The sequence below is a fragment of the Dankookia sp. P2 genome (assembly GCF_050632255.1).
Taxonomy (GTDB): Bacteria; Pseudomonadota; Alphaproteobacteria; order Acetobacterales; family Acetobacteraceae; genus Paracraurococcus.
The window spans coordinates 1188762-1212204 of sequence record NZ_CP192581.1 but is presented as its reverse complement, the minus strand read 5'-3'; the positions used below and the strand labels follow the sequence as shown (position 1 = coordinate 1212204).

Sequence of the window (23443 nt, the reverse complement as noted above, 5' to 3'; positions counted from 1 at the left end):
CGATCCCGGGGGAATGCGTTGACATCCGGCTATCTGCCGCCCCCTGGATGGAAGCCCACCTTTGATCGAACTCGTCATGCTGGTTTGCCTCGCCGCCTCCCCCACTGAATGCCGGGAGGAGCGGCCGCTCACCGAGATCAACTCCGTCATGGCCTGCGCCACCCAGGGCCAGATGGTCGCGGCGCAATGGCTTTCGCAGCACCCGGCCTTCACCCTCAGCCGCTGGCGCTGCGAGGTGAATGTCCCGCATCAGGCAAAGATCTGACCCACTCTCCGGCCCTGCCTGGCAGGGGGCGGGGTAGGGCGCATTCTGCCGCCGTGCTGCAGCATGAACCCATCCTCCGCCTTGGCGTCTTCCTCGGCGTCCTGCTGACGTTGCTGGCGCTGGAACGGCTGCTGCCCTGGGGCCGTGCGCGGCCACTCGGCCTGCGGCGTTGGCCGGGGAATATCGGGCTGGCCCTTGCCGGGTCGGTGTTTGTGCGGGCGGTGGTTCCGGCCGCGGCGGCCGGCGCGGCGATCTGGGCCGAAGGGCGCGGGCTCGGCCTGGCCCCGGCACTCGGCATCCCGGCCTGGCTAGCGTTCCCGCTGACCATGCTGCTGCTCGACCTGCTGATCTATTGGCAGCACCGGGTGACCCATGCGGTGCCGCTGCTCTGGCGGCTGCACCGGGTGCACCATGCCGATCCGGAACTGGACGCGACCAGCGCGCTGCGCTTCCACCCGGTCGAGATGCTGGCCTCCATGGGGCTGAAGATGCCGGCCGTGGTGGCGCTGGGTGCGCCGCCGATGGCGGTGCTGGCCTTCGAGATCCTGCTGAACGCGACGGCGATGTTCAACCACGCCGCCATCCGCCTGCCGCCGCGGCTGGAAGCCGCCCTGCGCCTGGTTCTGGTGACGCCCGACATGCACCGGACACATCATTCCGAGGTCCCGGCCGAGACCGATAGTTGCTACGGCTTCTGCCTGCCCTGGTGGGACCGGATCTTCGGCAGCTACCGCGCCGCCCCGGCGGCTGGGGAAGCGCTGGTGATCGGCGTCGCGGGCTGGCGGGCGCCGGCGGAGCAGCGACTGGACCGGCTGCTGCTGCAGCCCCTGCTTGGCGCGCCGCAGGCGGCGGCGCCCGCAAAGCTGCCGGCTGGGGCGCGGTAGCCAGTGCCTTCAGGCCGGATCGCGGCCCGGCGCATCCGGCCCTAGCCGCGTCCCCACCAGCGCTTGGGCAGCGGTTCCGCGGCGTAGCGAAGCCTGAAATTCCGTAGCGCCTCCTGGTGCCGGGCCATGTCGACCGGCCGGCGCGGGCCGCGGTTGCGGGTGGACCAATAGATCACGACGAGCAGCAGGGCGAGGCTGCCGAGCATCACGGCGATGCCGGATACGATGCCGCCGCGGAGCAGCGAGCCGTCCATGCACTGACCCTCCCGGTCCTGGCGCTGGGCTTCCCCGGCCGAACCCTTCCTTGGTGCCTTTGCCGCCGGCAGGATTGCCCGGGGCCCGTTGCCACCTTGGCGGAGCCCAGGGCGCCCCGCCAGGGATCGCGCCGATCACTTTAAGTGGGGGTCTTCGTCGCCGTGGCTCAACCCTAGCGCCTCAGCGATAGAGACCGGCGATCTCCCCGTCGAAGCGTTCCAGCACCGCCCGCCGCCGCACTTTCATGGTGGGCGTCAGCAGTCCGTTCTCGACCGAGAAGGCGGCCGGGATTGGGATCCATCGCCGGACGCGCTCGATGGTCGAGAGCCGGGCATTCACCCGCGCCACCGCCTGGCCGAGCGAATCCGCGAAGCCCTCCGCCGGAACCAGCAGGGCGACGATCCCGGGCTGGCCTTCCCCGGCCACGACTGCCTGGGCGATTTCGGGCTCGGCCATGAGCAGGCCTTCCAGCTTGGCCGGGCTGACCATGTCGCCGCCAAGGGTCTTGATGAAGTCCCGCTTGCGGTCGGTGACGGTGATCCGGCCTGCCTCCAATCGCGCCACATCGCCGGTATGCAGCCAGGTCGCGCCGTTGGGGCCGGGGCGGAGCGCCTGCGCCGTCGCCTCCGGGTTGTTCCAGTAGCCGTCCATGACCAGGTCGCCGCGAACCAGCAGTTCGCCATCCGCGGCGATCTGCGCCTCGACACCTTCGAGCGGCGGGCCGACCGTGTGGCGGTGGTTGTCCCAGGGCAGGTTGACGCTGATAACCGGCCCGGCCTCGGACTGGCCATAGCCCTGGATCAGCGGCAGGCCGAGGGCGATGAAGAAGCCCGAGAGGTCGGGGTCGAGCCGTGCCCCGCCGGAGACGAGCGCCTTCAGCCTACCCCCGAACCGCGCTCGCACCTTGTCCCGCACCAGCCGGTCGAGCACGCGGTCAAGCACCCGCTCGCCGAGGCCGAGCGGCGGGCCGTCCATTCGCCGCAGCCCCTGCGCCAGCGCCAGATCGAAGAGCCGCCGCTTGAGCCCGGTCTCCTTCTCGACCTGTGCCAGCATGCGCGCCCGCAGCACCTCGAACAGCCGGGGGACGGCGGTGACGATGGCCGGCCGGATCTCCTGGAATTCGGCGGCCAGCCGCTCGGCGCCGCGGGAATAGACCACCTCCATTCCCATAGAGGGCAGCAGGAAGCAGCCGACCGTGTGCTCGTAGCTGTGCGACAGCGGGAGAAAGGAGAGGTAGGGCTCGCCCTCGACCCCCAGCCGCTCGATCAGGCCGCGGACTCCTTCCCGGTTCGCCAGCATGGCGCGGTGCGGCAGCATGACGCCGCGCGGGGTGCCGCCGGTGCCCGAGGTGTAAATCAGGCAGGCGAGGCGCCCGGCCGGGATCTCCTCCACCTCGGCCATGAGCATGGACAGGTCGCCGACCTCCGCCATGGCTTCGGCCCAGGGGCGGGCCGCCGCCCCCGTGGCACCGTCCAGGCAGACCAGCAGGTCGAGCCCGCCGGTGCCGGCGGCAGCCTCCGCCACCCGGGTGACCAGCGCGGGGGAGGCGACGATGGCGGCACGGGCCCCGGAATCCCTGAGGATGTGAGCGTGGTCGGCGACGGTGTTGGTGGTGTAGGTCGGCACGGTGACGGCGCCGATCGCCATGATGGCGGCATCCGCCACGTTCCATTCCGGCCGGCTTTCCGAGACCAGCATCACCCGGTCGCCCGGCATGATCCCCTGCGCCCGCAGCCAGGCGGCGGCGCGGGCTACCTGCAGGGCGAAGTCACCCCAGGTTAGGCGCTGCCAGCCGCCGTCGCGCCAATACCGCAGCATCGGGCGTTCCGGATGCTTCCGCGCCAGGGCGAAGAGCATGCCCGGCAGGCTGGTCCAGCCCGGGGTCGCGCCCTTCCCCGGCCGCGTGTGCTTGCGTGCTGCGCCTGGCATGGCGAGCGCCTCCGTCCCCGACATTCTCCCCCTCGCACGCCCGTTCCCGGTGCCGCGGCGGCTTGGCCACGCCATCCGGGGCCTTATATGGGGGATGTGATCGCATCCGCCCCCTTCCGACCCCGACCCTTGCCGCGGCTGATGCCGCCGCGGTCGCGGGTTCCCGCCCGGCCCCCAGGGCCGCCTTCTCACCGCTCGATGCCGGGGAGGCCGCCGGCGGCGCCAAGCTGCCGGTCTGGGATCTCTCCGACCTCTATGCCTCGCAGGAGGATTCCCGGCTCACCGCCGATCTCGACCAGGCGGAGGCGGATGGCAAGGCCTTCTCCGCCCGTTTCGCCGGAAGGTTGGCCGGCCTCGGCGGCGACGGGCTGGCCGAGGCGATCCGCGACTACGAGCGGATCGAGGAGGTGCTCGGCCGGGCGATGAGCTTCGGCCAAGCTGGTCTTCGCCGGCGATGCGCAGGACCCGGCGAATGGTCGCTTCTACCAAACCTTGCAGGAGCGAGTGACGGTCATCTCCTCCCACCTACTGTTCTTCACGCTGGAGCTGAACCGGCTGGAGGACGAGGCGCTGGACCGCAAGCTGGCCGGCAGCGCCGCGCTGCGCCGCTGGGCCCCTGGCTGCGCGACCTGCGGGTGTTCCGGCCGCACCAGCTCTCGGACGAGCTCGAGAAGCTGCTGCATGAGAAGGAAGTCACCGGCCGATCCGCCTGGAACCGGCTGTTCGACGAGACCATCGCCGGCATGACGGTCACCGTAGCCGGCGAGGAGGTGACCGTCTCGGCGGCGCTCAACCGGCTCTCGGACAGTGACCGCGCGGTGCGCGCGGCGGCGGCCAAGGGGGTGTCAGAGGCCTTCGGCAGCCGCATGCGGCTGTTCTCGCTGATCACCAATACGCTTGCCAAGGACAAGGAGATCCTCGACAACTGGCGCCACTATCCGCGGCCCGGCTCCTCCCGCAACCGCGCAAACATGGTCGAGGACGCGGTGGTGGACGCGCTGGTGACGGCGGTGCGGGACAGCTTCCCGCGCCTGTCGCACCGCTACTACGCAATGAAGGCGAAGTGGCTGGGCCTCGAGAAGCTGCAGCACTGGGACCGCAACGCGCCGCTGCCCGAAGAGGTGGACCGCAGCATCGCTTGGCCGGAGGCGGTGAAGACCGTGCTCGACAGCTATGCCGCCTTCAGCCCGGAGCTCGCCGCGATCGGTGGCCGCTTCTTCGAGAAGCCCTGGATCGACGCGGCGCTGCGGCCGGGCAAGGCCTCCGGCGCCTTCGCCCATCCAACGGTTCCCTCGGCGCATCCCTACCTGCTGCTGAACTACCACGGCAAGACGCGCGACGTGATGACGCTGGCGCATGAGCTGGGCCATGGCGTGCACCAGGTGCTGGCGGCCAAGCAGGGCTACCTGCTGTCCGGCACGCCGCTGACCCTGGCCGAGACGGCCAGCGTCTTCGGCGAGATGCTGACCTTCCGCGGCCTGCTGGACGCCGAGACCGACCTGAAGCGGCGCCGGCTGATGCTGGCCGGCAAGGTCGAGGACATGCTGAACACGGTGGTGCGGCAGATCGCCTTCTACCGGTTCGAGACGCTGCTGCACGAGGAGCGCCGGAAGGGCGAGCTTTCCGCCGAGCAGATCGCCGGGCTCTGGATGCAGGTGCAGCGGGAGAGCCTCGGCCCGGCCTTCGACTTCTCCGAGGATTACGGGGTCTACTGGGCCTATATCCCGCACTTCGTGCACAGCCCTTTCTACGTCTACGCCTATGCCTTCGGCGACTGCCTGGTGAACGCGCTCTATGGCGTCTACCGGGACAAGGCGGTGCCGGGCTTCGAGCAGAAATACCTCGACCTGCTGAAGGCCGGCGGCACGCTGCGGCACAAGGAACTGCTGGCGCCCTTCGGCCTCGATGCCTCCGACCCTGCGATCTGGCAGCGCGGGCTGGATGTCATCGCCGGCTTCATCGACGAATTGGAATCCGCGGCATGAGCGGCCGGAACCCCGACAGCACCATCTTCGGCGAGGTCCGCCGGATGGTGCAGACCTCGGGCGCCGTGGGCGGCATCGCCGCGCGTGTCGCCGGGCAGCGCTTCCTCGGCCTCAAGACCGACAAGAACGCGCATGCCGAGGACCTGAAGCAGATCCTCGGCGGGCTGAAGGGCCCGCTGATGAAGGTGGCGCAGTTCCTCTCCACCGTGCCGGATGCCCTGCCGGAGGAATATGCCGAGCAGCTGGAGACGCTGCAGGCCAATGCGCCACCGATGGGCTGGCCCTTCGTCCGCCGCCGCATGGCCGGCGAGCTCGGCCCGGCCTGGGAGTCCAAGTTCAAGACCTTCGGGCGGGAGGCCGCGGCTGCCGCCTCGCTTGGGCAGGTCCACCGCGCCACCCTGGCGGACGGCACCGAAGTCGCCTGCAAGCTGCAATACCCGGACATGCCGAGCGTGGTGGAGGCCGATCTCCGCCAGCTCAAGCTGGCGATGAACCTCTACCAGCGCATGGACAGTGCGCTCGACAATGGGGAGGTCTACCAGGAGCTGCGCGACCGGCTGCGCGAGGAGCTGGACTACCTGCGGGAGGCGGCGCACCAGCGGCTCTATGCCCTGATGCTGGCCGACCAGCCGCATGTCGCGGTGCCAACCCCGATCGAGGGCTATTGCACCACCCGCCTGCTGACCATGACCTGGCTGGAAGGCCGGCCGCTGGTCAAGCGGCTGGCGGAGGACCCGCCTCTCGAGGAGCGGCAGGCCTATGCCGAGGGGCTGTTCCGCGCGTGGTACCGGCCCTTCTACCGCTACGGCGTCATCCATGGCGACCCGCACTTGGGCAACTACCAGGTGCGGCCGGACCGGCAGGGCATCAACCTGTTCGACTTCGGCACCATCCGGGTCTTCCCGCCCAGCTTCGTCGGCGGCGTCATTATGCTGTACGAGGCGGTGCGCGACCATGACGACGAGAAGGCGGCCGAGGCCTACCGAATCTGGGGCTTCCGCAACCTGTCGAAGGAGACGATGGAGGTCCTGAACCTCTGGGCCGCCTTCCTCTATGAGCCGCTGGTGCAGGACAAGGTCCGGCCGATCCAGTTCTCCGACGACATGTCCTATGGACGGAAGATCGCCCAGAAGGTGCATGAGGGGCTGAAGCGGACCGGCGGGGTGAAGATCCCGCGCGAATTCCCGCTGATGGACCGTGCGGCCGTGGGCTTGGGCAGCGTCTTCCTGCGGCTGCGCTGCGAGATGAACTGGCACCGGCTCTTCATGGAGATGATCGGCGACCTGACCGAGCAGGGCGTCGCCGAGCGCCAGACCGCGGCGCTGGCCGCGGCCAAGGTGCCGGCGCCGATGGCCTGAGGACCCATCCTCAGTTCTCCAGCGCCCGGTCGCGGCTTTCCGGCAGGGTCCACATGGCGATGGCGGTGACCAGGCTGGTCAGCGCCACGTACCAAGCGGGCGAGGTCGGGTTGCCCGTCGCCTCGATCAGCCAGGTGATGACGAACTGGGTCGTCCCGCCGAACAGCGAGACGCCGACCGCATAGGCCACCGCCAGCCCGGTCGCGCGGATCGCCCGCGGCAGCAGCTCCGGGATCACCGCCAGGGCGGCGCTACTGCTGGTCGCGGTCAGCGCGGTGATGGTGCCGGTGGCGAGGAAGAGCGTCGCGGTGCTGGGATAGCTGGTCAGCAGCAGGAAGAGTGGCCAAGCCAGCAGCGCCAGCAGGATGCGCGGCACCAGCATCACCGGGCGCCGGCCGACCCGGTCGCTCAGCCAGCCGCCGAAGAGCGAGAAGACCAGGGTGCCGAGCCCGCCCACCACCGTCGCGGCGAGGGCGATGGTGGAGGGGAAGTGCAGCGTGGCGATCGCATAGGTCGTCATGTAGTTGCCGACATAGGTCGCCACCGTCCCGCCCAGGATCAGCAGCACGCCGAGCCCGATCAGCCCCGCATGCTCCCGCAGACGGCGGGCGGGCGCGCCGGCCGGGCCGTGCTCCAGCGTCTCCGGCATGGTCCGCCGCAGGATGACGGCGACCGGGATCAGCGCCAGGCAGAGCAGGAAGGGCACCCGCCAGCCCCAGGCGACCAAATCGTCATGCGACAGGACCAGCGACAGGCCGGTGCCGATCAGCCCGGCCATCAGCGCGGCGATCCCCTGGCTGGCGAGCTGCCAGCTGGAATAGAGGCCGCGCTTCCCCGGCGGGGCGATCTCGATCAGGAAGGCGCTGGCCGGCCCGACCTCCCCGCCCAACGCCAAGCCCTGCACCAGCCGGCAGAACACCACGATCAGCGGCGCGGCGATGCCGATGCTGGCATAGGAGGGCGTCAGGGCGAGCCCGATGGTGCCGACGGTGATCATCAGGATGGTCAGCAGCATCGCCGGCTTGCGTCCGGCCCGGTCGGCATAGGCGCCGATCAGCACCCCGCCGAGCGGGCGGAAGACGAAGCCGACGCCGAAGACCCCGACCGAGAGCAACAGGCTCATGAAGGGTGTCTGGGCCGGGAAGAAGGCCTGGCCGATATAGACCGCGAAGAAGGCGTAGGTCACGAAATCGTAGAATCCAGCGCGTTGCCGGCGACGGTCGCGGCGACCACCCGCTTCGGGACCTGTGGCCGGGCCGTGTCCTGCGCCGCGGTCGAGATGGTCCCTGCTGCGTCTGACGCCATCCTGGCTTCCCTTCCGGCCCTGCCCGGGCCACCCGGGAAGAACACGGCGCGACGCCGGGCGATCGCCCGCGGGCGCGAAACAAGCCGGCCCGGGCCGGGATTGCCCGACCCCCATGGTCAAGCTTTCGCGTGCCATGTATCAGGCGAGGACGCGCCGGCGGCCCCTGCGGACTTGCCGGCTTTCACGCGTCGCCGCATCTATCGAGGCGGAAGAGGGGGACCCCGTATGCGTCTGGCTGTCCTGAAGGAGCGCCGGCCCGCCGAGACTCGCGTCGCGGCCACGCCGGAAACCGTCAAGAAATTCATTGCGCTCGGCTGCACCGTGGCGGTCGAGGCCGGGGCCGGCCTGGCCTCCGGCATCCCGGATGCCGAATACGCCGCTGCCGGGGCCGAGGTCGCCCCGGATGCCGCCAGCGCGCTGAACGGTGCCGGCATCGTGCTGAAGATCCGTGCCCCGCTCGGCACCGGCGAAGGCGAGGTCGACGAGCTGTCGCTGATCCCGCGCGGGGCGCTGATGCTCGGCCAGCTGCAGGCCTCGCCGGAGATGGCGGCGACCTACGCCCAGCTCGGCATCGAGGCCGGGGCGATGGAGCTGCTGCCGCGCATCACCCGGGCGCAGAGCATGGACATCCTCTCCTCCCAGGCGAACCTCGCGGGCTATCGCGCGGTGATCGAGGCGGCGGCGGCCTTCGACCGCGGCTTCCCCATGCTGATGACCGCGGCCGGCACGATCTCGGCCGCCAATGTCTTCGTCATGGGCGCCGGCGTCGCCGGGCTGCAGGCGATCGCCACGGCGCGGCGGCTCGGCGGCCGCGTGTCCGCCACTGATGTGCGGCCGGCGGCCAAGGAGGAGATCAAGTCGCTCGGCGCCGCCTATGTCGGCTACGAGTCCGAGGAGAGCAAGCAGGCGCAGACCGCCGGCGGCTACGCCAAGCAAGCTCTCGGCCGAGTTCTATGCCGAGCAGGCCAAGGTCGTCGCGGCGCATATCGCCAAGCAGGACATCGTCATCACGACAGCGCTGGTGCAGGGCGCAAGGCGCCGACCCTGGTGACGGCCGAGATGGTCGCCTCGATGAAGCCCGGCTCGGTGATCGTCGACATCGCGTCCGATGCCGGCGGCAACGTGGCGCTGACCCAGCCCGGGCAGTTCATCACCACCGAGAACGGGGTGAAGGTCATCGGCTTCAACAACTGGCCGGGCCGGATCGCCGGCGCCTCCTCGGCGCTCTTCGCGCGCAACCTGCTGACCTTCCTGACCACCTTCTGGGACAAGGAGGCCAAGGCGCCGAAGCTGCCGCCCGAGGACGAGATCGTGAAGGGCGTCATGCTGACCCACGGCGGCGCCGTCGTGCACCCGAGCCTCGCCCCCGCCAAGGCCGCCTGAGGAATCGTGAACCGGATGCCGTCCGATGACCGGAGGGCCGCAGGGCCCGGAGGTCTGAATCGGCCGGCGCCTCCGAAGGAGACACAGACATGAACCCGACCGAACTGGCCAACCAGGCCGCGGCCCAGGCCCAGCGCGCGCTGGACCTGGCGCAGCAGGCCCGCATGATGGCGGAGGCGCATGTCGCGCCGGCCATCGCCCAGGGCGCCGCCGCCGCCGACCCCTTCCTGTTCCTGCTGACGATCTTCCTGCTGGCCTGCTTCGTCGGCTACTACGTCGTGTGGAACGTCACGCCGGCGCTGCACAGCCCGCTGATGGGCGTGACCAACGCCATCTCCTCCGTCATCGTGGTCGGCGCCATCCTGGCCGCCGGCACCGCCGACAATTGGGGCGCGCGGATCTTCGGCTTCCTCGCCGTGACCCTCGCCTCGGTCAACATCTTCGGCGGCTTCCTGGTGACGCGCCGGATGCTGGCGATGTTCCAGACCAAGAAGAAGGCCTGACGCCATGGCGACGATCTCGACGCTCGCCTACCTGGTCGCGGCGGTCCTCTTCATCCTGGCGCTGCGCGGGCTGTCCCACCCGACCACCTCGCGGCAGGGCAACCAGTTCGGCATGATCGGCATGGCGATCGCCATCGTGGCGACGCTGTTCCGGCCCGGCATGGCGCCCGGCGGCATCATCCTGATCCTGGCCGGCATCGCCATCGGCGGCAGCATCGGCGCGGTGGTGGCCAAGCGCATCCAGATGACCTCGCTGCCGCAACTGGTCGCCGCCTTCCACTCGCTGGTCGGCATGGCCGCGGTCTTCGTCGCCGCGGCCGCCTTCTACAGCCCGGAAAGCTTCGGCATCGGCACGCATGGCCATATTCACGGCGCCTCGCTGGTCGAGATGTCGCTGGGCCTCGCCATCGGCGCCATCACCTTCTCCGGCTCGGTGATCGCCTTCGCCAAGCTGGATGGCCGCATGTCCGGCGCGCCGATCATCTTCAAGGGCCAGCACATGCTGAACGCCGGGCTCGGCGTGCTGCTGCTGGTGCTGGTGATCGCCTTCGTCATGAGCGGCAACCCGGTGCTGTTCTGGCTGATCGCGCTGCTGTCCTTCGCGCTCGGCTTCCTGCTGATCATTCCGATCGGCGGCGCCGACATGCCGGTCGTTGTCTCGATGCTGAACAGCTATTCCGGCTGGGCCGCGGCGGGCATCGGCTTCACCATCGGCAACCTGCTGCTGATCGTCACCGGCGCGCTGGTCGGCGCCTCGGGTGCCATCCTGTCCTACATCATGTGCAAGGGCATGAACCGCAGCATTATCAACGTGCTGCTGGGCGGCTTCGGCACGGATACCTCGGCGGCGGGCGCGGCGGCCGGGGCTGGCGGCGACAAGGGCCCGGTCAAGGCCGGCAGCCCGGAGGACGCAGCCTTCATCATGAAGAATGCCTCCAAGATCATCATCGTGCCGGGCTACGGCATGGCGGTGGCGCAGGCCCAGCAGGTGCTGCGCGAGATGGGCGACCTGCTGAAGAAGGAAGGCGCCACCGTGGAATACGCCATCCACCCGGTCGCCGGCCGCATGCCGGGCCACATGAACGTGCTGCTGGCCGAGGCCAACGTCCCGTATGAGGATGTAAAGGAGCTCGAGGAGATCAACCCCGAGTTCGCCGAGGCCGATGTGGCTTTCGTGATCGGCGCCAATGACGTGACCAACCCGGCCGCCAAGACCGACAAGTCCAGCGCCATCTACGGCATGCCGATCCTCGACGTGGAGAAGGCCAAGACGGTGTTCTTCATCAAGCGCGGCATGGCCAGCGGCTATGCCGGCGTGGACAATGAGCTGTTCTTCCGCCCTAACACCATGATGCTGTTCGGCGACGCGAAAAAGGTTACGCAGGAAGTCGTCCAGGCCCTGCAGAAGTAGCCTGCAATCTTGCAGAAATAGATGCGAGGGCCGGGGAGAAGATACTCTCCGCGGCCTTTCTTTTATGCGTTGCTGCCCAGCGCCGCCCTGAGTTCGGCCCCCGAGGTCACCCAGCCGAAAACGCCCGCACGTTGAACTCGGTCGCTTCCTGCGACCCCGGCCCGGCCCCGAGCGTCGCGTCCGAGACCATCACCGGGAAGAATTCCCGGTGGTAGGCATCTCGGATGGTGCTTTCGACGCAGACATTGGTGGCGACGCCGACCACCAGCACCGTGCGGATGCGGCGCGCGTGCAGGATCTGCTCCAGCGCCGTCCCGGCGAAGCCGCTGTAGCGCGACTTGCCGACCACCACGTCACCCGGGCGCGGCGCCACCTCCGGCACGATCTCATGGTCCCAGGTGCCGTGGGTGATGAGCTTGCCGGCATAGGCCTCGTTGGCCCGCATGAATCTAAGCGCGTTCGACTTGTGCCAGACCGGCGCTGCGGGCCCCGGCGCCTCCCGCAGGTCGGGAGAGAAGCCGTTCTGCAGGTAGATGACGGGGATGTTGGCATCGCGGCAGGCGGCGATGACGCGGGCGCATTCCTCGATCACCGGCGGGGAGCCGCTGATGTCGAAGCCGCAGAGGTCGAGGTAGCCGCCCTTCGAGAGATAGGCGTGCTGCATGTCGACCACGATCAGCGCGGTCTCCTCCGGCACCACGGCGATGGGCTCGGGGCGGGCGGCGATCTGGACGGTGCGGGGCATCGGCGGTCTCCTCGGCGGCTCCGGCCGAGGACGAAGCAGCGCGCGTGCCAGTCAGCGGCCGGCCAGCAGCCGTCCCACCATCCCGGCCAGTCGGTCGATCTGGGCGTCCTCCAGCCCGGTCCGCCGCAGCGTTTCCTGCGCCGACAGCAGGTATTCGGCATTCGGCCCCGGGGTCCTACCGCCTCGGCCAGCACCCGGGCCTGGGCGGCTTCCGGCAGCGGCCCGGTATGCAGGGCGTGCGCGGCATCGGCGATGAAGGTCAGCGCCCGCACCGGCCGGCCCTCCGGCAGCGGAACCACGGTGACCCATTCGCCGCGGTAGAAGCCCGGCAGCATCTCGTGCCGCCACACCGGCCAGAGCGCCGCGTCGTCGGCCAGGGTGAAGAGCAGCCCCTCGCAGCAGCCGCCCGGCGCGGGCTCAAGCCCGAGGGTCAGCCCCGGGGTCTCCGGCACGCCGCGATTGTGGATGTCGCGCAGGCTCCAGCGCCGGGCGAAGCCGCCGAGCCGGGCGGGCTCCGCCACCGCGCCGGGCAATGTCTCGCGTTCCCACATCAGCGAGCCATAGGCGAAGATGCGGGGCAGGTCGCCTGCACCGCGGCTGCACAGGGCTCCCGCCAGGCCGGCCTGCAGCAGGGGTTCGGGGACGGTCCGGGGTGGTCGTGCGGGGGGCGGCGTGCCGGCAGGCGTTGCGCGATCTGCGCCCGAGTCAGGGTCATGCCGGCCCAACGATGGGTGACCGACGGCGTTCCTGGTCGATTCGTTGCGCCCTGTGCTGGATCAAGGCGCGTTGGGCCTTGGCGTTCCATCCTGCCGCCATGCTGCACCCATCCGCCGCGCCCGGGCATGACCATCGCGCGACCACGCCCTTTGGACCGAGCCGCCGGAGGCGTTGCTCGCACGGCTTGGCAGCGGGCGGCAGGGGCTTGCCGTCGCCGAGGCGGCGCGGCGGCTGGCCGCCGATGGCCGCAACGCCGTCGCCGAGCACGTCCCGGCGGCGATCGGCCGCAAGATCCTCCGCCGCATGGCGGAACCGCTGATCGCCATCCTGATCGTCGCCGGGCTGGTCTCCGGCCTGACCGGCGACTGGCCAGGCTTCGGCATTATCCTCGGCATCGTCGCCGTCTCGGTCGCCATGGACGTGATGCAGGAGCACCGGGCGGAGCAGGCCGCGGCAGCGCTGCGCGAGAGCGTCGCGGTCCGCGCCACCGTGCGGCAGGGCGACCGCGTCGAAGGGGTGCCGGTGGAATCGCTGGTCGTCGGCGACGTCGTGGAACTGGCCGCCGGCGCGCTGGTCCCGGCCGACGGCGTCCTGCTCGAAAGCCAAGGGCTGCAGGTGAACGAGTCGCTGCTGACCGGCGAGCCCTATCCGGTCGCCAAGCGCCCCGGTACCTCTGGCGGCGCGACGCCGGCCGAGGCGACGAATGCCGTCTTCTCCGGCACCGCTGTGGTCGCGGGTGCTGCGACCATGCTGGTGGTGGCGACCGGGCCGGCGACCCGGCTCGGCGGCGTCGCCGCGGCACTGGCGGCACGGCGGCCGGCGACCGCCTTCGAGCGCGGGTTGCGCGGCCTCGGCCTGCTGATCCTGCGGCTGACGGTCTTCCTGGTGCTCTTCGTGCTGCTGGCGCACCTGGCCTTCCACCGGCCGCCGCTCGAGAGCTTCCTGTTCGCCGTGGCGCTGGCGGTCGGGCTGACGCCCGAACTGCTGCCGATGGTCACCACCGTCACGCTCTCCCGCGGCGCGATGCGGATGGCGGCGAAGCAGGTCGTGGTGAAGCGGCTGGCGGCGATCCACGACCTCGGCGCGATGGACGTGCTCTGCACCGACAAGACGGGCACGCTGACCGAGGCACGGATCGCACTGGCCGATGCGACCTCCCCCAGGGTGCTGCGGATGGCGGCGCTGAATGCCGGGCTGGCGAGCGGCGTGCCGACCGCGCTCGATGCAGCCATCCTCGCGGCGCAGCCGGTGCCGGCGGGCTGGCGCCTGCTGGCCGAGGCTCCCTTCGGCTTCGAGCGGCGGCGCTCCTCCGTTCTGGCCGAGGGCGAAGGCCAGCGCCTGCTGGTGGTGAAGGGCGCGCCGGAAGCTGTGCTGGCCGCCTGCACCGCTGCCGAGGCCGGCCCTTTCGACCGCGCCGCGCTGCTCGGGGCGGCCGAGGCGCGCGGGGCCGAGGGACTGCGGCTGCTCGGCGTGGCGGTGCGCGCGATGCCGGAGGGCGAGACGGTGGACGGTCCCGAAGCGGAGCGGGACCTTACCTTCCTCGGCTTCTGCGCTTTCCTCGACCCGCCGAAGCGCTCGGCCGCCGCGGCGGTGGCGCGGCTGGCCGGCCTCGGCATCCGCACCAAGGTCGTCTCAGGCGACGCGGCGCCGGTGGTGCGGCATCTGGTGCAGGCGCTCGGCATTCCGGCGGAGGGGTTGCTGACCGGCGAGGAGATCGCCGCGATGGACGATCACGCACTGGCGGCGCGGGTCGGGGCCGTCGACCTGTATGCCCGCGTCTCGCCCGACCAGAAGCGGCAGATCCTGCTGGCCTTGAAGGCGCGCGCCACACGGTCGGCTTCATCGGCGACAGGAATCAACGACGCGCCGGCGATCCATGCGGCCGATGCCGGGATCTCGGTGCAGGAGGCAACCGACGTGGCGCGCGCCGCGGCCGACCTGATCCTGTTGGCGCCCGATCTCGGCGTGCTGGCGGAGGGGTGGAGGAAGGGCGGCGCACCTATGCCAACGTCATGAAATATGTCCGCATGGGGACATCGTCGAATTTCGGCAACATGCTGTCGATGGCGGTGGCCTCCCTGGTCATTCCCTTCCTGCCGCTGCTGCCGGCGCAGATCCTGCTGAACAACCTGCTCTACGACGTCTCCAAGCTCGGCATCCCTTTCGACGCGGTGGATCGCGACGACCTGGCGGCGCCGCATGGCTCGGGACATGCGGCAGGTGCTGCGCTTCACCCTGGTGATGGGGCCGCTGTCATCGGTCTTCGACCTGGCGACCTTCGGCATCCTGCTCGGGGTCTATGGCGCTACGCCGGAGGAGTTCCGCACCGCCTGGTTCGTCGAGAGCATGGTCACGCAGGTCCTGGTAATCTTCCTGATCCGCACCGCCGGACCGGCCTGGCGCGCCACGCGGCCGCATCCGGTGCTGGTGGCGACCTCGCTCGGGGCGCTGGCCGTGGCACTCGTTTTGGCGGTCGGCCCCTTCGCCGCGGTGCTGGGCTTCGCGCCATTGCCGGGGGCGTTGCTGCTGGCCATCCTGGTGCTGGTGCTGCTGTACCTGATGGCGGCGGAGGCGCTGAAACGGATCGCGGTGCCGCGCGGGAATGGCGCCCCGCGCGGTTAGGCCGCCCGCCGCCTACAGGTGCTTGCCGCCGTCCACCAGGATGGCGACCCCGGTGGTCAGCCGCAGATGCGTCACCACCGACATCACCGCCAGGGCCACGTCGTCGGCTTCCGTCAGCGTGCGCAGCGGTGAGGCGAGCGCCGCCTTCTCCACCGTTTCCCGGCTGCGGCCGGGGACGAAGTCGGTCAACACCGCGGAAGGCGAGACCGACACGACGCGGATCCCCGACGATCCCAGCACCCGCGCCAGGGACAGGCCAATCGTGTCAATTGCGGCTTTTGATGCGCCGTAGATGATGCTGCTGCCGGTGCCGGTGACGGCAGCCAGCGACGAGATGTTGATGATGATCGCGTCGCCGCTGGCCTTCAGCATTGGCAGGAAGGCGCGGATCGTGGCGATCGGGCCGCGCACGTTGATCGTCAGCACCCGGTCGATCAGGTCGTCGTCCAGCGCTTCCAGGTCGGCATGCGGCACCGCGCGCGTGGTGCCGGCCGAGTTCACCAGCACGTCGCAGCGGCCGAGCTTCGCGGCGACCTCCGTCGCGGCGGCCTTCAGTGCGGCGCTGTCGGCCATCGGCAGGCGTAGCGCCAGGTGGCCGCTGCCGTGCAGTTCCGCCACCAGCGTCGCGGCCCGCCCGGCGCCCTCGTTGTAGCCGACCACGACCGTGGCGCCGGCCTCGGCCAGGCGCCGCGCGGTGGCGGCGCCGATGCCGTTGCTGCCGCCGGTGACGACCGCGACGCGGCCTTTCAGGTCATAGGGGCCGAGATTGCCCCCGCGCAGTTCGGCCATGGCCATCTTCCCTCCATCCCGATCGCCGAGTATCGGCGATCGGGGAAGTGCGGACAGCCCGGGGAGGTCAGCGCTCCGTCACGTGCGGCAGGGCAGGGACATCCGGCCCGCCATGCCGGCGCAGCTCGGCCAGTGTAAGGCCGAGGTCCGGTCGCGCCGATGAGCGCGGCGAGGAAGAGGGCCGGGGCCGGCAGGATAGCCATCCCGGTCAACAGGACCGCTGCCCCGATCATCGGCAGGGCGGAATGCGGCAGGGAGGCTTCGGTCGGAACGCCGGGAACATGCAGGTTGATCTTCATGATGCACCTCGCCATTGCGATGTTGCAGTGCAGCATGATGCCGCATTGCAGCATAATGCCAGCTTAAAATTTGCGGCCCCACGCCTTTCAGCAGTTAGCCGCCGTATGGATAAACCACCTAAGGGTTGCCCAAGGGTGGATGTGCCGCCGAACTCCGTCCGGCTATGACAGCGCAGTGGCATTCGGCCCGACGACCTCGTTAGGCTGGGCCCTACGCGCGGTGCCCGGGCCCCACCCGGCGGCGCCGGGATGCCCGCGGCAACCAGGGGTCGTCAACGACCCGGGCTGGCCCGCCTGCGGTGCCAGGCTGACGCGCCGCGAGGGCCCGCCCCAAGAGGGAGGGCAGTTCACCATGCCTGATGCCAGCGGCAGACAGCCCGGCGGGGCGAGGCCCCGATCCGTCGCGCTCATCGGCCCGCAGGGCAGCGGGAAATCCACCCTGTTCGATGCCCTGCTCGCGGCGGCCGGCGGCGCGGCCCGGCGCGGCGGCCCGCGCGGGATGGGGACCAGATGCGGCTCGGCCATGCCAGCCTCACGGGCGATGCCTGGTCGCTGCTGGACTGTCCCGGCTCGATCGAGTTCGCGCATGACGCGGCCTGTGCGCTGGCGGTCTGCGACCTGGCCGTGGTGGTGGCCGAGGCCGCGCCCGGCCGCGCCGCCGGGCTCGGCCCGGTCTTCCGGATGCTGGAGGAGCAGGGCGTCCCGGCCCTGGTCTTCATCAACAAGATCGACCAGCTTGATGGCCGCGTGCGCGACACCCTGGCGGCGCTGCAGGGGCAGACCCGGCGCAAGCTGGTGCTGCGCCAGGTGCCGATCCGCGAGGGCGAGACGGTGACCGGCTATGTCGATGTCGTCTCCGAGCGCGCCTATCGCTATCGCCGCGGCGCCGCTTCCGAGCGGATCGAGCTGCCGCCCGCCATGCGCGAGCGCGAGGCGGAGGCCCGGGCCGAGCTGCTGGAGGCGTTGGCCGACCACGATGACGCGCTGCTGGAGAAGGTGCTGGAGGACCTGACCCCCGAGCCGGAGGAGATCTACCGCCCGCTCCACGCGAGCGAGGCGAGCGGCGCCGTCGTCTCCGTCCTGCTCGGCGCGGCCGAGCACAACAATGGCGTCCAGCGGCTGTGGAAGGCGCTGCGACACGACGTGCCGGACCCGCAAGAGACCGCCGCCGGCCGCGGCATCGCGCCGGAGGGCCCACCGCTGGCGCAGGTCTTCCGCACCTTGCATGCCGGCCACGCCGGGCGGCTGTCCTGGGCGCGGATCTGGCGCGGCCCGGTGAAGGACGGCGCGCAGCTCGACGGTCATCGGGTCGGGGGCATTCATCGCTTCCCGAATGGCGAGGCGCAGAAGGTGCCGGAAGCCGCCACCGGCGAGATCGTGGCGCTCGGCCGGCTGGAAGGCGTGACGACGGGGGCGACGCTCGGTGCCGACGCGCCGCTGGACTTCCCGCAGCCCGCCGCACCGGTGCATGCGCTGGCCGTGGTGCTGGAGGACCGCAAGGACGAGGTTCGGCTTTCGGGCGCGCTGCAGCGCCTGGCGGAGGAGGACCCTGCGCTCGGCGTGGTGCTTGATCCGGAAAGCGCCCAGACCATTCTGCACGGCCAGGGTGAGATCCACCTGCGGGCGGCGGTGGAGCGGCTGTCCACTGCGCTGGGCGTCAAGCTGCGCACGGTGCGCCCGCAGATCGCCTACCGCGAGACCATCCGCCAGCCGGTCACCCAGCATGCCAGGCTGAAGCGGCAGACCTGGCGGTCACGGCCAGTTTGCCGACGTGAAGCTGCATATCGAGCCGCGCCCGCGCGGCCGGCTTCGCCTTCGAGGAGAAGGTGGTCGGCGGCGCGGTGCCGCGCCGCTTCATCCCCGCGGTGGGGGAGGCGGCCGAGGAGGCGACGAAGAAGGGGCCGCTCGGCCATCCCGTGGTCGATGTCGCCGTGACCTTGCTGGATGGCAGCTTCCACTCGGTCGACAGCAGCGACATGGCTTTCGCGACGGCGACGCGCCAGGCGATGCAGGACGGGCTCGCCAAGGCCGATCCGGTGCTGCTCGAGCCGATCGAGGCGGTGACGATCACGGTCCCGGCCGAATACACGCCGAACGCCCAGCGCCTCCTGGCCGGACGCCGTGGCCAGATCCTCGGTTACGCCGCGAAGGAGGGCTGGGACGGCTGGGATGCGGTGGAGGCGCTGGTGCCGGCGGCCGAACTGCAGGACTTCATCATCGAGCTGCGCAGCCTGACCCAGGGCCTCGGCAGCTATGTGCACCGGTTCGATCACCTGGCGGAAGCCCGGCACAAGTAGCGGCCTGGCGGGAGGCGTGTATCCTCCCGCCCAACGCTGCTTTCGGGGAAACGTGCCCATGCCAGGACCGCTCGCGGGGATCCGCGTGCTCGACCTTACCACCGTGCTGGTGGGACCCTATTGCACCCAGGTCCTGGCGGAGATGGGCGCCGCGGTGACCAAGGTGGAAGCACCGGAGGGCGATGTCGTCCGCCTCATCGGCCCCGGCCGCAGCCCGGGCATGGGCTGCATGTTCATCACCATCAACCGCGGCAAGCGCAGCGTCGCGCTCGACCTCAAGCAGCTCAAGGCGCGGGCGGTGCTGCTGCGTCTCGCGCAATCCGCCGACGTCCTAGTGACCAATATCCGCCCCGCCGCCATGGCACGTCTGGGCCTGGACTATGCCGCGGTGCGGACGGCCAATCCGCGCATCGTCTATGCCAGCGTGCTGGGCTATGCGCAGGACGGGCCCTACGGCCCGCGTCCGGCCTATGACGACCTTATGCAGGGTGCCGCGCTGATTGCAGGGCTGAACGCCCAGGTCAGCGGCGGCGAGCCGCGCTACGTGCCGCTGGCCATGGCCGACCGCATCACCGGGCTGATGGCAGCCAGCGCGATCAACGCCGCCCTGGTCCACCAGCTTGCGCAGCGAGGAAGGGCAGCTGGTCGAGGTGCCGATGTTCGAGACGATGCTGAACTTCGTCCTCGGTGACCATCTCGGCGGCAAGGTCTTCGACCCGCCGCTCGATGCCGGCGGCTATGGAAGGCTGCTCTCGCGCGACCGCAAGCCTTACCGGACCAAGGACGGCTTCGTCTGCACCATGATCTACAACGACCGGCAGTGGCGGAACTTCTGCACTGCGGTCGGCTGGCCCGACTTGGTCTCGACCGATCCGCGCTTCGCCAGCCATGCGACGCGCACGATCCATATCGATGCGGTGCTGGGGATGCTGGCGCAGGAATTCCTGACCCGGACCAGCGCCGAGTGGATGGCGCTGCTTGAGGCCGCCGACTTGCCGGTGACGCCGGTGCACACGCTGGAGACGATCCTCGACGACCCGCATCTGGTCGCCACGGGCTTCTTCGAGGCGGAGGAGCATCCGACCGAGGGGCGCATCACCCGCATGGCGGTGCCGGTGAAGTTCTCCGCAACGCCCACGGGGAAACGCGCGCCTTCGCCGCGGCTCGGTGCCGACAGCGCGGCGATCCTGGCCGAGGCGGGCTTCGCCGAGGTCGAGATCGCCGCGCTTATCGCCAGCGGCGCGGTGCGCGCCGCGTCCTGAAGCCGGCGGCACCGGCGCGTCGGCGAACCACCGCCCGCCCGTCGGCGTTGCCGCTCGGAAGCGGAGGCGAGGCATGCGACGACACTGGCGATGGATGGCGGCCCTGGTCCTGCTGCCCAGCCCTGTATTGGCGCAGCCGGTCCCTCCACGCGAGCCGCCCCGGCCCGCGGTACCGGCGCCGCCGGCGACCCCGCCCGCCGCTGCTCCTCCGGCCGGCGTGGTGCGGCCACCGACCGGCGTCGATCCCGGCATCCAGGCCCCAGTGCCGGTCCCGGCCCCCGGGACGACGCCGGTCATCCCACCCCCGGGGTCCCCTGGTGGCAACCCGCAGGTGCAGCCGCGCTGACCCGGCGGGTCAGTGCAGCTTCACTCCCGGCTCCATGCGGGAGGTGAGTGACCCGCCAGCGTCCGCCAGGCCACCGGCGCATGCCCATGCAGCGCCGACTGGTGCATCTTGTAGAGCGAGCGGTACATCAGCCGGGCGAAATACCCCTCGATGAACATGCTGCGGCCGACCAGGAAGCCCATCAGGCTGCCGACCGTGCTGTAGCGGCCGAGCGAGACCAGCGAGCCGAAGTCGCGGTAGACGAAGGGCGTCAGCGGCTGGCCCGCCAGCCGCCGCCCGATCTGCCCGACCATGTGCGAGGCCTGCTGGTGCGCCGCCTGGGCGCGCGGCGGTAGGAAGCCCTTGCCGTCCGGCCGCGGGCAGGCGGCGCAGTCGCCCATGGCGAAGATGTTGGGATCGCGCGTGGTCTGCAGCGTCGGCTCGACCAGCAGCTGGTTGGTCCGTGTGGTCTCGAGGCCGGCGATGTCCTTCAGCACCTCCGGCCCCTTCACCCCGGCGGCCCAGACCACCAGCTCGCCCGGCAGGAACGCGCCATCGGCGAGGCAGACGCCGTCCGCCCGTACCTCGCTGACCCGCCGCCCGGCCAGCACCTCGACGCCTAGTCCTTGCAGCAGCTCGGTCGTGGCGATCGAGATGCGCTCGGGCAAGGCCGGCAGGATGCGCGGCGCCGCCTCCACCAGGCGGATGCGGATGTCGCGTTCGGGGTCGATCCGGGTCAGGCCATAGGCGACCACGGCACGGACGGTGCGGTGCAGCTCGGCCGCCAGCTCGGTGCCGGTGGCGCCGGCGCCGATGATGGCGACGTGCAGCTGGCCCGGCCGCACCGGCTCCGCCTGGCTGTTGGCGCGGAGGCAGGCATTGACCAGCCGGCGGTGGAAGCGGCTGGCCTGTTCCGGGGTTTCGAGCGGCACCGCGAGGTGCGCCGCGCCCGGCGTGCCGAAGTCGTTGGTGACGCTGCCGATCGAGACCACCAGCGTGTCGTAGGGCACCGCCGAGGGCGGGGTGATCTGCCGGCCCTCGTCGTCCTGCGTCGCGCCCAGCAGGACTTCCCGCTTCTCGCGATCGAGGCCGATCATCTCGCCGAAGCGGTAGGTGAAATGGTGCCAGTGCGCCTGGGCCAGGTAGTGCAACTCGTGCTGCGCACGGTCGAGGCTGCCGGCGGCGACGGCGTGCAGCAGCGGCTTCCAGAGATGGGTGCGTGCCCGCTCGACCAGCGTGACCTGTGCGCGGCCGGACTTGCCGAGCGTGTTGCCGAGCCGGGTCACCAATTCCAGCCCCGCGGCGCCGCCGCCCACCACGACGATCCGGTGCGCGGTCGCGGCCCGATCCATTCCCGCCATCGATCCCGCTCCGACGTTCCGTTGCCACCCTAGCGGTGGCGATGCGAAAAAGCGAGCCCGGTTTGACAGCCCGGGCACGGGCCGGAAGACTCCGCGCAAACGGGAGGGCGGGCATGGACGAGGCTGCGTTGCAGGGCTGGATCGGCCGCGAGGAGGTGGCGGAGGACGAGGCGAGCCTGGTGCTGCTGCGCCGCCTCGCCGCGCTGCTCGACCAGGACCCGGCCGTCATTCGCCGCGGCGCGCCGATCCCGGAAGGCTGGCATGTCGCGCTGTTCGGCCCGCTGGCGCGGCAATCCGGGCTGGGACCCGACGGCCATGCCGCACTCGGCGAGTTCCTGCCGCCGGTGCCGCTGCCGCGCCGGATGTTCGCCGGGCGGCGGACCTGGTTCCAGGCGCCGGTCGCGATCGGCGCGGAGGTCCGCCGCATCTCCCGCATCACCGCCATCACGCCCAAATCGGGCCGAAGCGGGCGGATGATCTTCGTCACCATCCGCCATGGAATCGAGAGCGCGGGCCGAGAATGCGTGGTGGAGGAGCAGGACCTGGTCTACCGCGAGGCCACGACGCCGGGAGCGCCCGCGGCCGAGCCCGCGTCGCCGGCGTTGCCGGATGGCGCGACGCGCGAGACCTTCGTCCCCGACACCACGCTGCTCTTCCGCTACTCGGCAGTGACCTATAACGGGCACCGCATCCACTACGACGCCGACTACGCGCGCGGGACGGAGGGCTATCCGGCGCTAGTCGTCAACGGCGGCATCACCACGACGAAGCTGACCGAACTGGCGAAGCGGCACCTCCCGGGGCCGCTGCGGAAGGTGACGACGCGGGCGGGGCGGCCGTTGTTCGTCGGGCGGGAGGTGACGCTCGCCTGCCACCTGGAAGCGCCTGGCCGCGCGCGGCTCTGGGCCCTGGACGATGCGGGGCGACTGGCCTTCGAATGCGTGGCGGAGTACGCGGCATGACCAAGGGCCCGCTTTCCGGCGTGAAGGTGCTCGACCTCACCGCCGTCGTCGTCGGCCCCTCCTGCACCCTGACGCTCGCCGAACAGGGTGCCGAGGTCATCAAGCTGGAAAGCCCCGAGGGCGACCTGCTGCGCAAGCTGGGCGGCCCGGCGCCGTCGCCCGACATGTCGCCGAAATTCATTCACTTCAACCGTGGCAAGCGCAGCATCGCCGTGGACCTGAAGACCGCGGAAGGCATGGCCGTGCTGGCGCGCCTGGCCGAGCAGGCCGACGTGCTGGTGACCAACATGCGCAGCGGCGCGCTGAAGCGCCTCGGCATCACCTGGGAGGCGCTGCGGCCGCGCAACCCGCGCCTCGTTTTCTGCGTCATCGCCGGCTTCGGCAGCCGCGGCCGGCACCATGACAGCCCGGCCTACGACACCATCATCCAGGGCATGTCGGGCTTCGCCGCCGCGCTCGGCCGCGTTACCGGGGAGCCGCGCTACGCCCCCTTCGTGCTCTGCGACCACATCACCGGCATCGTCGCCAGCCAGGCGATCACCGCCGCGCTCTTCGCCCGCGAGCGCAGCGGCGAGGGGCAGGCGATCGAGGTGCCGATGTACGAGAGCATGGCGCATTTCGTGCTGACCGAGCACATGTTCAGACGCACCTTCGACCCGGAAGGTGCCACCGGCGACCCGCGGGTGATGAACCCGGACGCCAAGCCGATCCCGACGCAGGACGGCTACATCGCCGTCTCCGCCAACACGGACGCCCAGGCCTTCGCCTTCTTCGACGCGATCGGC

General features: G+C 70.8%; 22 protein-coding genes and 1 pseudogene. 15 read left to right on the top strand and 8 right to left on the bottom strand.

What is annotated here, in order from left to right:
* The first annotated feature begins 61 nt into the window (after positions 1-61).
* Positions 62-265 carry a hypothetical protein gene (locus tag ACQ86J_RS07290; protein ID WP_431270601.1) on the top strand — a complete coding sequence of 68 codons (204 nt, stop codon included), beginning with the start codon at positions 62-64 and terminating at the stop codon, positions 263-265.
* Between the two features lie 53 nt (positions 266-318).
* Positions 319-1149: a sterol desaturase family protein gene (locus tag ACQ86J_RS07285; protein WP_431270600.1), complete on the top strand. Its 831-nt coding sequence runs from the start codon at positions 319-321 to the stop codon at positions 1147-1149.
* 41 nt (positions 1150-1190) lie between these two features.
* Here the strand turns inward: ACQ86J_RS07285 and ACQ86J_RS07280 are convergent, their stop codons facing one another.
* On the bottom strand, positions 1191-1403 hold the full coding sequence (locus ACQ86J_RS07280) for a hypothetical protein (RefSeq protein WP_431270599.1): 213 nt from the start codon (positions 1401-1403) through the stop codon (positions 1191-1193).
* 181 nt (positions 1404-1584) lie between these two features.
* Positions 1585-3333 (bottom strand): AMP-dependent synthetase/ligase, encoded by a 1749-nt coding sequence (locus tag ACQ86J_RS07275; RefSeq protein ID WP_431270598.1) that lies wholly within the window; start codon positions 3331-3333, stop codon positions 1585-1587.
* 62 nt (positions 3334-3395) lie between these two features.
* Between ACQ86J_RS07275 and ACQ86J_RS07270 the strand changes: the two genes are divergently transcribed.
* The gene (locus ACQ86J_RS07270) at positions 3396-5318 is read left to right on the top strand and encodes a M3 family oligoendopeptidase (protein WP_431270597.1); all 1923 of its coding nucleotides are present in this window, start codon (positions 3396-3398) and stop codon (positions 5316-5318) included.
* Complete coding sequence (locus tag ACQ86J_RS07265; RefSeq protein ID WP_431270596.1) at positions 5315-6676, top strand: ABC1 kinase family protein; 1362 nt, start codon at positions 5315-5317, stop codon at positions 6674-6676. Before ACQ86J_RS07270 ends, ACQ86J_RS07265 begins: the two co-directional genes overlap by 4 nt.
* 10 nt (positions 6677-6686) lie before the next feature.
* Here ACQ86J_RS07265 and ACQ86J_RS07260 read toward each other — a convergent pair whose 3' ends face one another.
* A complete protein-coding gene (locus ACQ86J_RS07260) occupies positions 6687-7862 on the bottom strand; it encodes an MFS transporter (RefSeq protein ID WP_431270595.1) in 1176 nt (391 codons plus the stop codon).
* Positions 7859-7981 (bottom strand): hypothetical protein, encoded by a 123-nt coding sequence (locus ACQ86J_RS07255; RefSeq protein WP_431270594.1) that lies wholly within the window; start codon positions 7979-7981, stop codon positions 7859-7861. Before ACQ86J_RS07255 ends, ACQ86J_RS07260 begins: the two co-directional genes overlap by 4 nt.
* Positions 7982-8207: 226 nt before the next feature.
* On the opposite strand from ACQ86J_RS07255, the gene ACQ86J_RS07250 reads away from it, so the two are divergent.
* From ACQ86J_RS07250 to ACQ86J_RS07240, 3 genes are all read left to right on the top strand, one after another.
* Positions 8208-9365: an NAD(P) transhydrogenase subunit alpha gene (locus tag ACQ86J_RS07250; protein WP_431270593.1), complete on the top strand. Its 1158-nt coding sequence runs from the start codon at positions 8208-8210 to the stop codon at positions 9363-9365.
* 89 nt (positions 9366-9454) lie between these two features.
* Positions 9455-9868: an NAD(P) transhydrogenase subunit alpha gene (locus tag ACQ86J_RS07245; protein ID WP_431270592.1), complete on the top strand. Its 414-nt coding sequence runs from the start codon at positions 9455-9457 to the stop codon at positions 9866-9868.
* 4 nt (positions 9869-9872) lie between these two features.
* The gene (locus tag ACQ86J_RS07240; protein ID WP_431270591.1) at positions 9873-11279 is read left to right on the top strand and encodes an NAD(P)(+) transhydrogenase (Re/Si-specific) subunit beta; all 1407 of its coding nucleotides are present in this window, start codon (positions 9873-9875) and stop codon (positions 11277-11279) included.
* A 106-nt stretch (positions 11280-11385) separates the two neighbouring features.
* Here the strand turns inward: ACQ86J_RS07240 and ACQ86J_RS07235 are convergent, their stop codons facing one another.
* A complete protein-coding gene (locus ACQ86J_RS07235; protein ID WP_431270590.1) occupies positions 11386-12024 on the bottom strand; it encodes an isochorismatase family protein in 639 nt (212 codons plus the stop codon).
* On the bottom strand, positions 11955-12575 hold the full coding sequence (locus ACQ86J_RS07230; protein ID WP_431270589.1) for a gamma-glutamylcyclotransferase: 621 nt from the start codon (positions 12573-12575) through the stop codon (positions 11955-11957). The genes ACQ86J_RS07235 and ACQ86J_RS07230 overlap by 70 nt, the downstream gene beginning before the upstream one ends.
* 337 nt (positions 12576-12912) lie before the next feature.
* Between ACQ86J_RS07230 and ACQ86J_RS07225 the strand changes: the two genes are divergently transcribed.
* Entirely contained in the window at positions 12913-14757 is a 1845-nt protein-coding gene (locus ACQ86J_RS07225; protein ID WP_431270588.1) for a cation-translocating P-type ATPase, read from the top strand.
* A 195-nt stretch (positions 14758-14952) separates the two neighbouring features.
* Entirely contained in the window at positions 14953-15363 is a 411-nt protein-coding gene (locus tag ACQ86J_RS07220) for a cation transporting ATPase C-terminal domain-containing protein (RefSeq protein ID WP_431270587.1), read from the top strand.
* 12 nt (positions 15364-15375) lie between these two features.
* On the opposite strand, the gene ACQ86J_RS07215 is transcribed toward ACQ86J_RS07220, so the two are convergent.
* The gene (locus ACQ86J_RS07215; RefSeq protein WP_431270586.1) at positions 15376-16152 is read right to left on the bottom strand and encodes an SDR family NAD(P)-dependent oxidoreductase; all 777 of its coding nucleotides are present in this window, start codon (positions 16150-16152) and stop codon (positions 15376-15378) included.
* A gap of 809 nt (positions 16153-16961) precedes the next feature.
* Here ACQ86J_RS07215 and ACQ86J_RS07210 point away from each other — a divergent pair.
* The 4 genes from ACQ86J_RS07210 to ACQ86J_RS07195 are packed head-to-tail and all read left to right on the top strand — an operon-like array spanning position 16962 to position 20010.
* Positions 16962-18386 carry an elongation factor G gene (locus tag ACQ86J_RS07210; protein ID WP_431270585.1) on the top strand — a complete coding sequence of 475 codons (1425 nt, stop codon included), beginning with the start codon at positions 16962-16964 and terminating at the stop codon, positions 18384-18386.
* Complete coding sequence (locus ACQ86J_RS07205) at positions 18293-18748, top strand: hypothetical protein (protein WP_431270584.1); 456 nt, start codon at positions 18293-18295, stop codon at positions 18746-18748. The genes ACQ86J_RS07210 and ACQ86J_RS07205 overlap by 94 nt, the downstream gene beginning before the upstream one ends.
* A gap of 58 nt (positions 18749-18806) precedes the next feature.
* Positions 18807-19439 (top strand): CoA transferase, encoded by a 633-nt coding sequence (locus ACQ86J_RS07200; RefSeq protein WP_431270583.1) that lies wholly within the window; start codon positions 18807-18809, stop codon positions 19437-19439.
* Positions 19405-20010: a CoA transferase gene (locus ACQ86J_RS07195; protein ID WP_431270582.1), complete on the top strand. Its 606-nt coding sequence runs from the start codon at positions 19405-19407 to the stop codon at positions 20008-20010. Before ACQ86J_RS07200 ends, ACQ86J_RS07195 begins: the two co-directional genes overlap by 35 nt.
* Positions 20011-20376: 366 nt before the next feature.
* Here ACQ86J_RS07195 and ACQ86J_RS07190 read toward each other — a convergent pair whose 3' ends face one another.
* On the bottom strand, positions 20377-21687 hold the full coding sequence (locus ACQ86J_RS07190; protein WP_431270581.1) for an NAD(P)/FAD-dependent oxidoreductase: 1311 nt from the start codon (positions 21685-21687) through the stop codon (positions 20377-20379).
* Between the two features lie 122 nt (positions 21688-21809).
* Here ACQ86J_RS07190 and ACQ86J_RS07185 point away from each other — a divergent pair, with 122 nt between their 5' ends.
* Together ACQ86J_RS07185 and ACQ86J_RS07180 are read left to right on the top strand one after the other, a co-directional pair.
* A complete protein-coding gene (locus ACQ86J_RS07185) occupies positions 21810-22658 on the top strand; it encodes an FAS1-like dehydratase domain-containing protein (protein WP_431270580.1) in 849 nt (282 codons plus the stop codon).
* A pseudogene (locus ACQ86J_RS07180) lies at positions 22634-23419 on the top strand (CaiB/BaiF CoA transferase family protein); the annotation flags it as partial. The gene ACQ86J_RS07185 and the pseudogene ACQ86J_RS07180, both read left to right, overlap by 25 nt.
* Positions 23420-23443: the final 24 nt, after the last annotated feature.

Excerpts from the sequence above, each read along its gene's own strand:
- ACQ86J_RS07280 (WP_431270599.1), bottom strand. The coding sequence starts at position 1,403 with ATGGACGGCTCGCTGCTCCGCGGCGGCATCGTATCCGGCATCGCCGTG.
- ACQ86J_RS07275 (WP_431270598.1), bottom strand. The coding sequence starts at position 3,333 with ATGCCAGGCGCAGCACGCAAGCACACGCGGCCGGGGAAGGGCGCGACC.
- ACQ86J_RS07265 (WP_431270596.1), top strand. The coding sequence starts at position 5,315 with ATGAGCGGCCGGAACCCCGACAGCACCATCTTCGGCGAGGTCCGCCGG.
- ACQ86J_RS07255 (WP_431270594.1), bottom strand. The coding sequence starts at position 7,981 with ATGGCGTCAGACGCAGCAGGGACCATCTCGACCGCGGCGCAGGACACG.
- ACQ86J_RS07250 (WP_431270593.1), top strand. The coding sequence starts at position 8,208 with ATGCGTCTGGCTGTCCTGAAGGAGCGCCGGCCCGCCGAGACTCGCGTC.
- ACQ86J_RS07245 (WP_431270592.1), top strand. The coding sequence starts at position 9,455 with ATGAACCCGACCGAACTGGCCAACCAGGCCGCGGCCCAGGCCCAGCGC.
- ACQ86J_RS07240 (WP_431270591.1), top strand. The coding sequence starts at position 9,873 with ATGGCGACGATCTCGACGCTCGCCTACCTGGTCGCGGCGGTCCTCTTC.
- ACQ86J_RS07235 (WP_431270590.1), bottom strand. The coding sequence starts at position 12,024 with ATGCCCCGCACCGTCCAGATCGCCGCCCGCCCCGAGCCCATCGCCGTG.
- ACQ86J_RS07230 (WP_431270589.1), bottom strand. The coding sequence starts at position 12,575 with ATGTGGGAACGCGAGACATTGCCCGGCGCGGTGGCGGAGCCCGCCCGG.
- ACQ86J_RS07220 (WP_431270587.1), top strand. The coding sequence starts at position 14,953 with ATGCGGCAGGTGCTGCGCTTCACCCTGGTGATGGGGCCGCTGTCATCG.
- ACQ86J_RS07215 (WP_431270586.1), bottom strand. The coding sequence starts at position 16,152 with ATGGCCGAACTGCGCGGGGGCAATCTCGGCCCCTATGACCTGAAAGGC.
- ACQ86J_RS07210 (WP_431270585.1), top strand. The coding sequence starts at position 16,962 with ATGCGGCTCGGCCATGCCAGCCTCACGGGCGATGCCTGGTCGCTGCTG.
- ACQ86J_RS07200 (WP_431270583.1), top strand. The coding sequence starts at position 18,807 with ATGCCAGGACCGCTCGCGGGGATCCGCGTGCTCGACCTTACCACCGTG.
- ACQ86J_RS07195 (WP_431270582.1), top strand. The coding sequence starts at position 19,405 with ATGTTCGAGACGATGCTGAACTTCGTCCTCGGTGACCATCTCGGCGGC.
- ACQ86J_RS07190 (WP_431270581.1), bottom strand. The coding sequence starts at position 21,687 with ATGGATCGGGCCGCGACCGCGCACCGGATCGTCGTGGTGGGCGGCGGC.
- ACQ86J_RS07185 (WP_431270580.1), top strand. The coding sequence starts at position 21,810 with ATGGACGAGGCTGCGTTGCAGGGCTGGATCGGCCGCGAGGAGGTGGCG.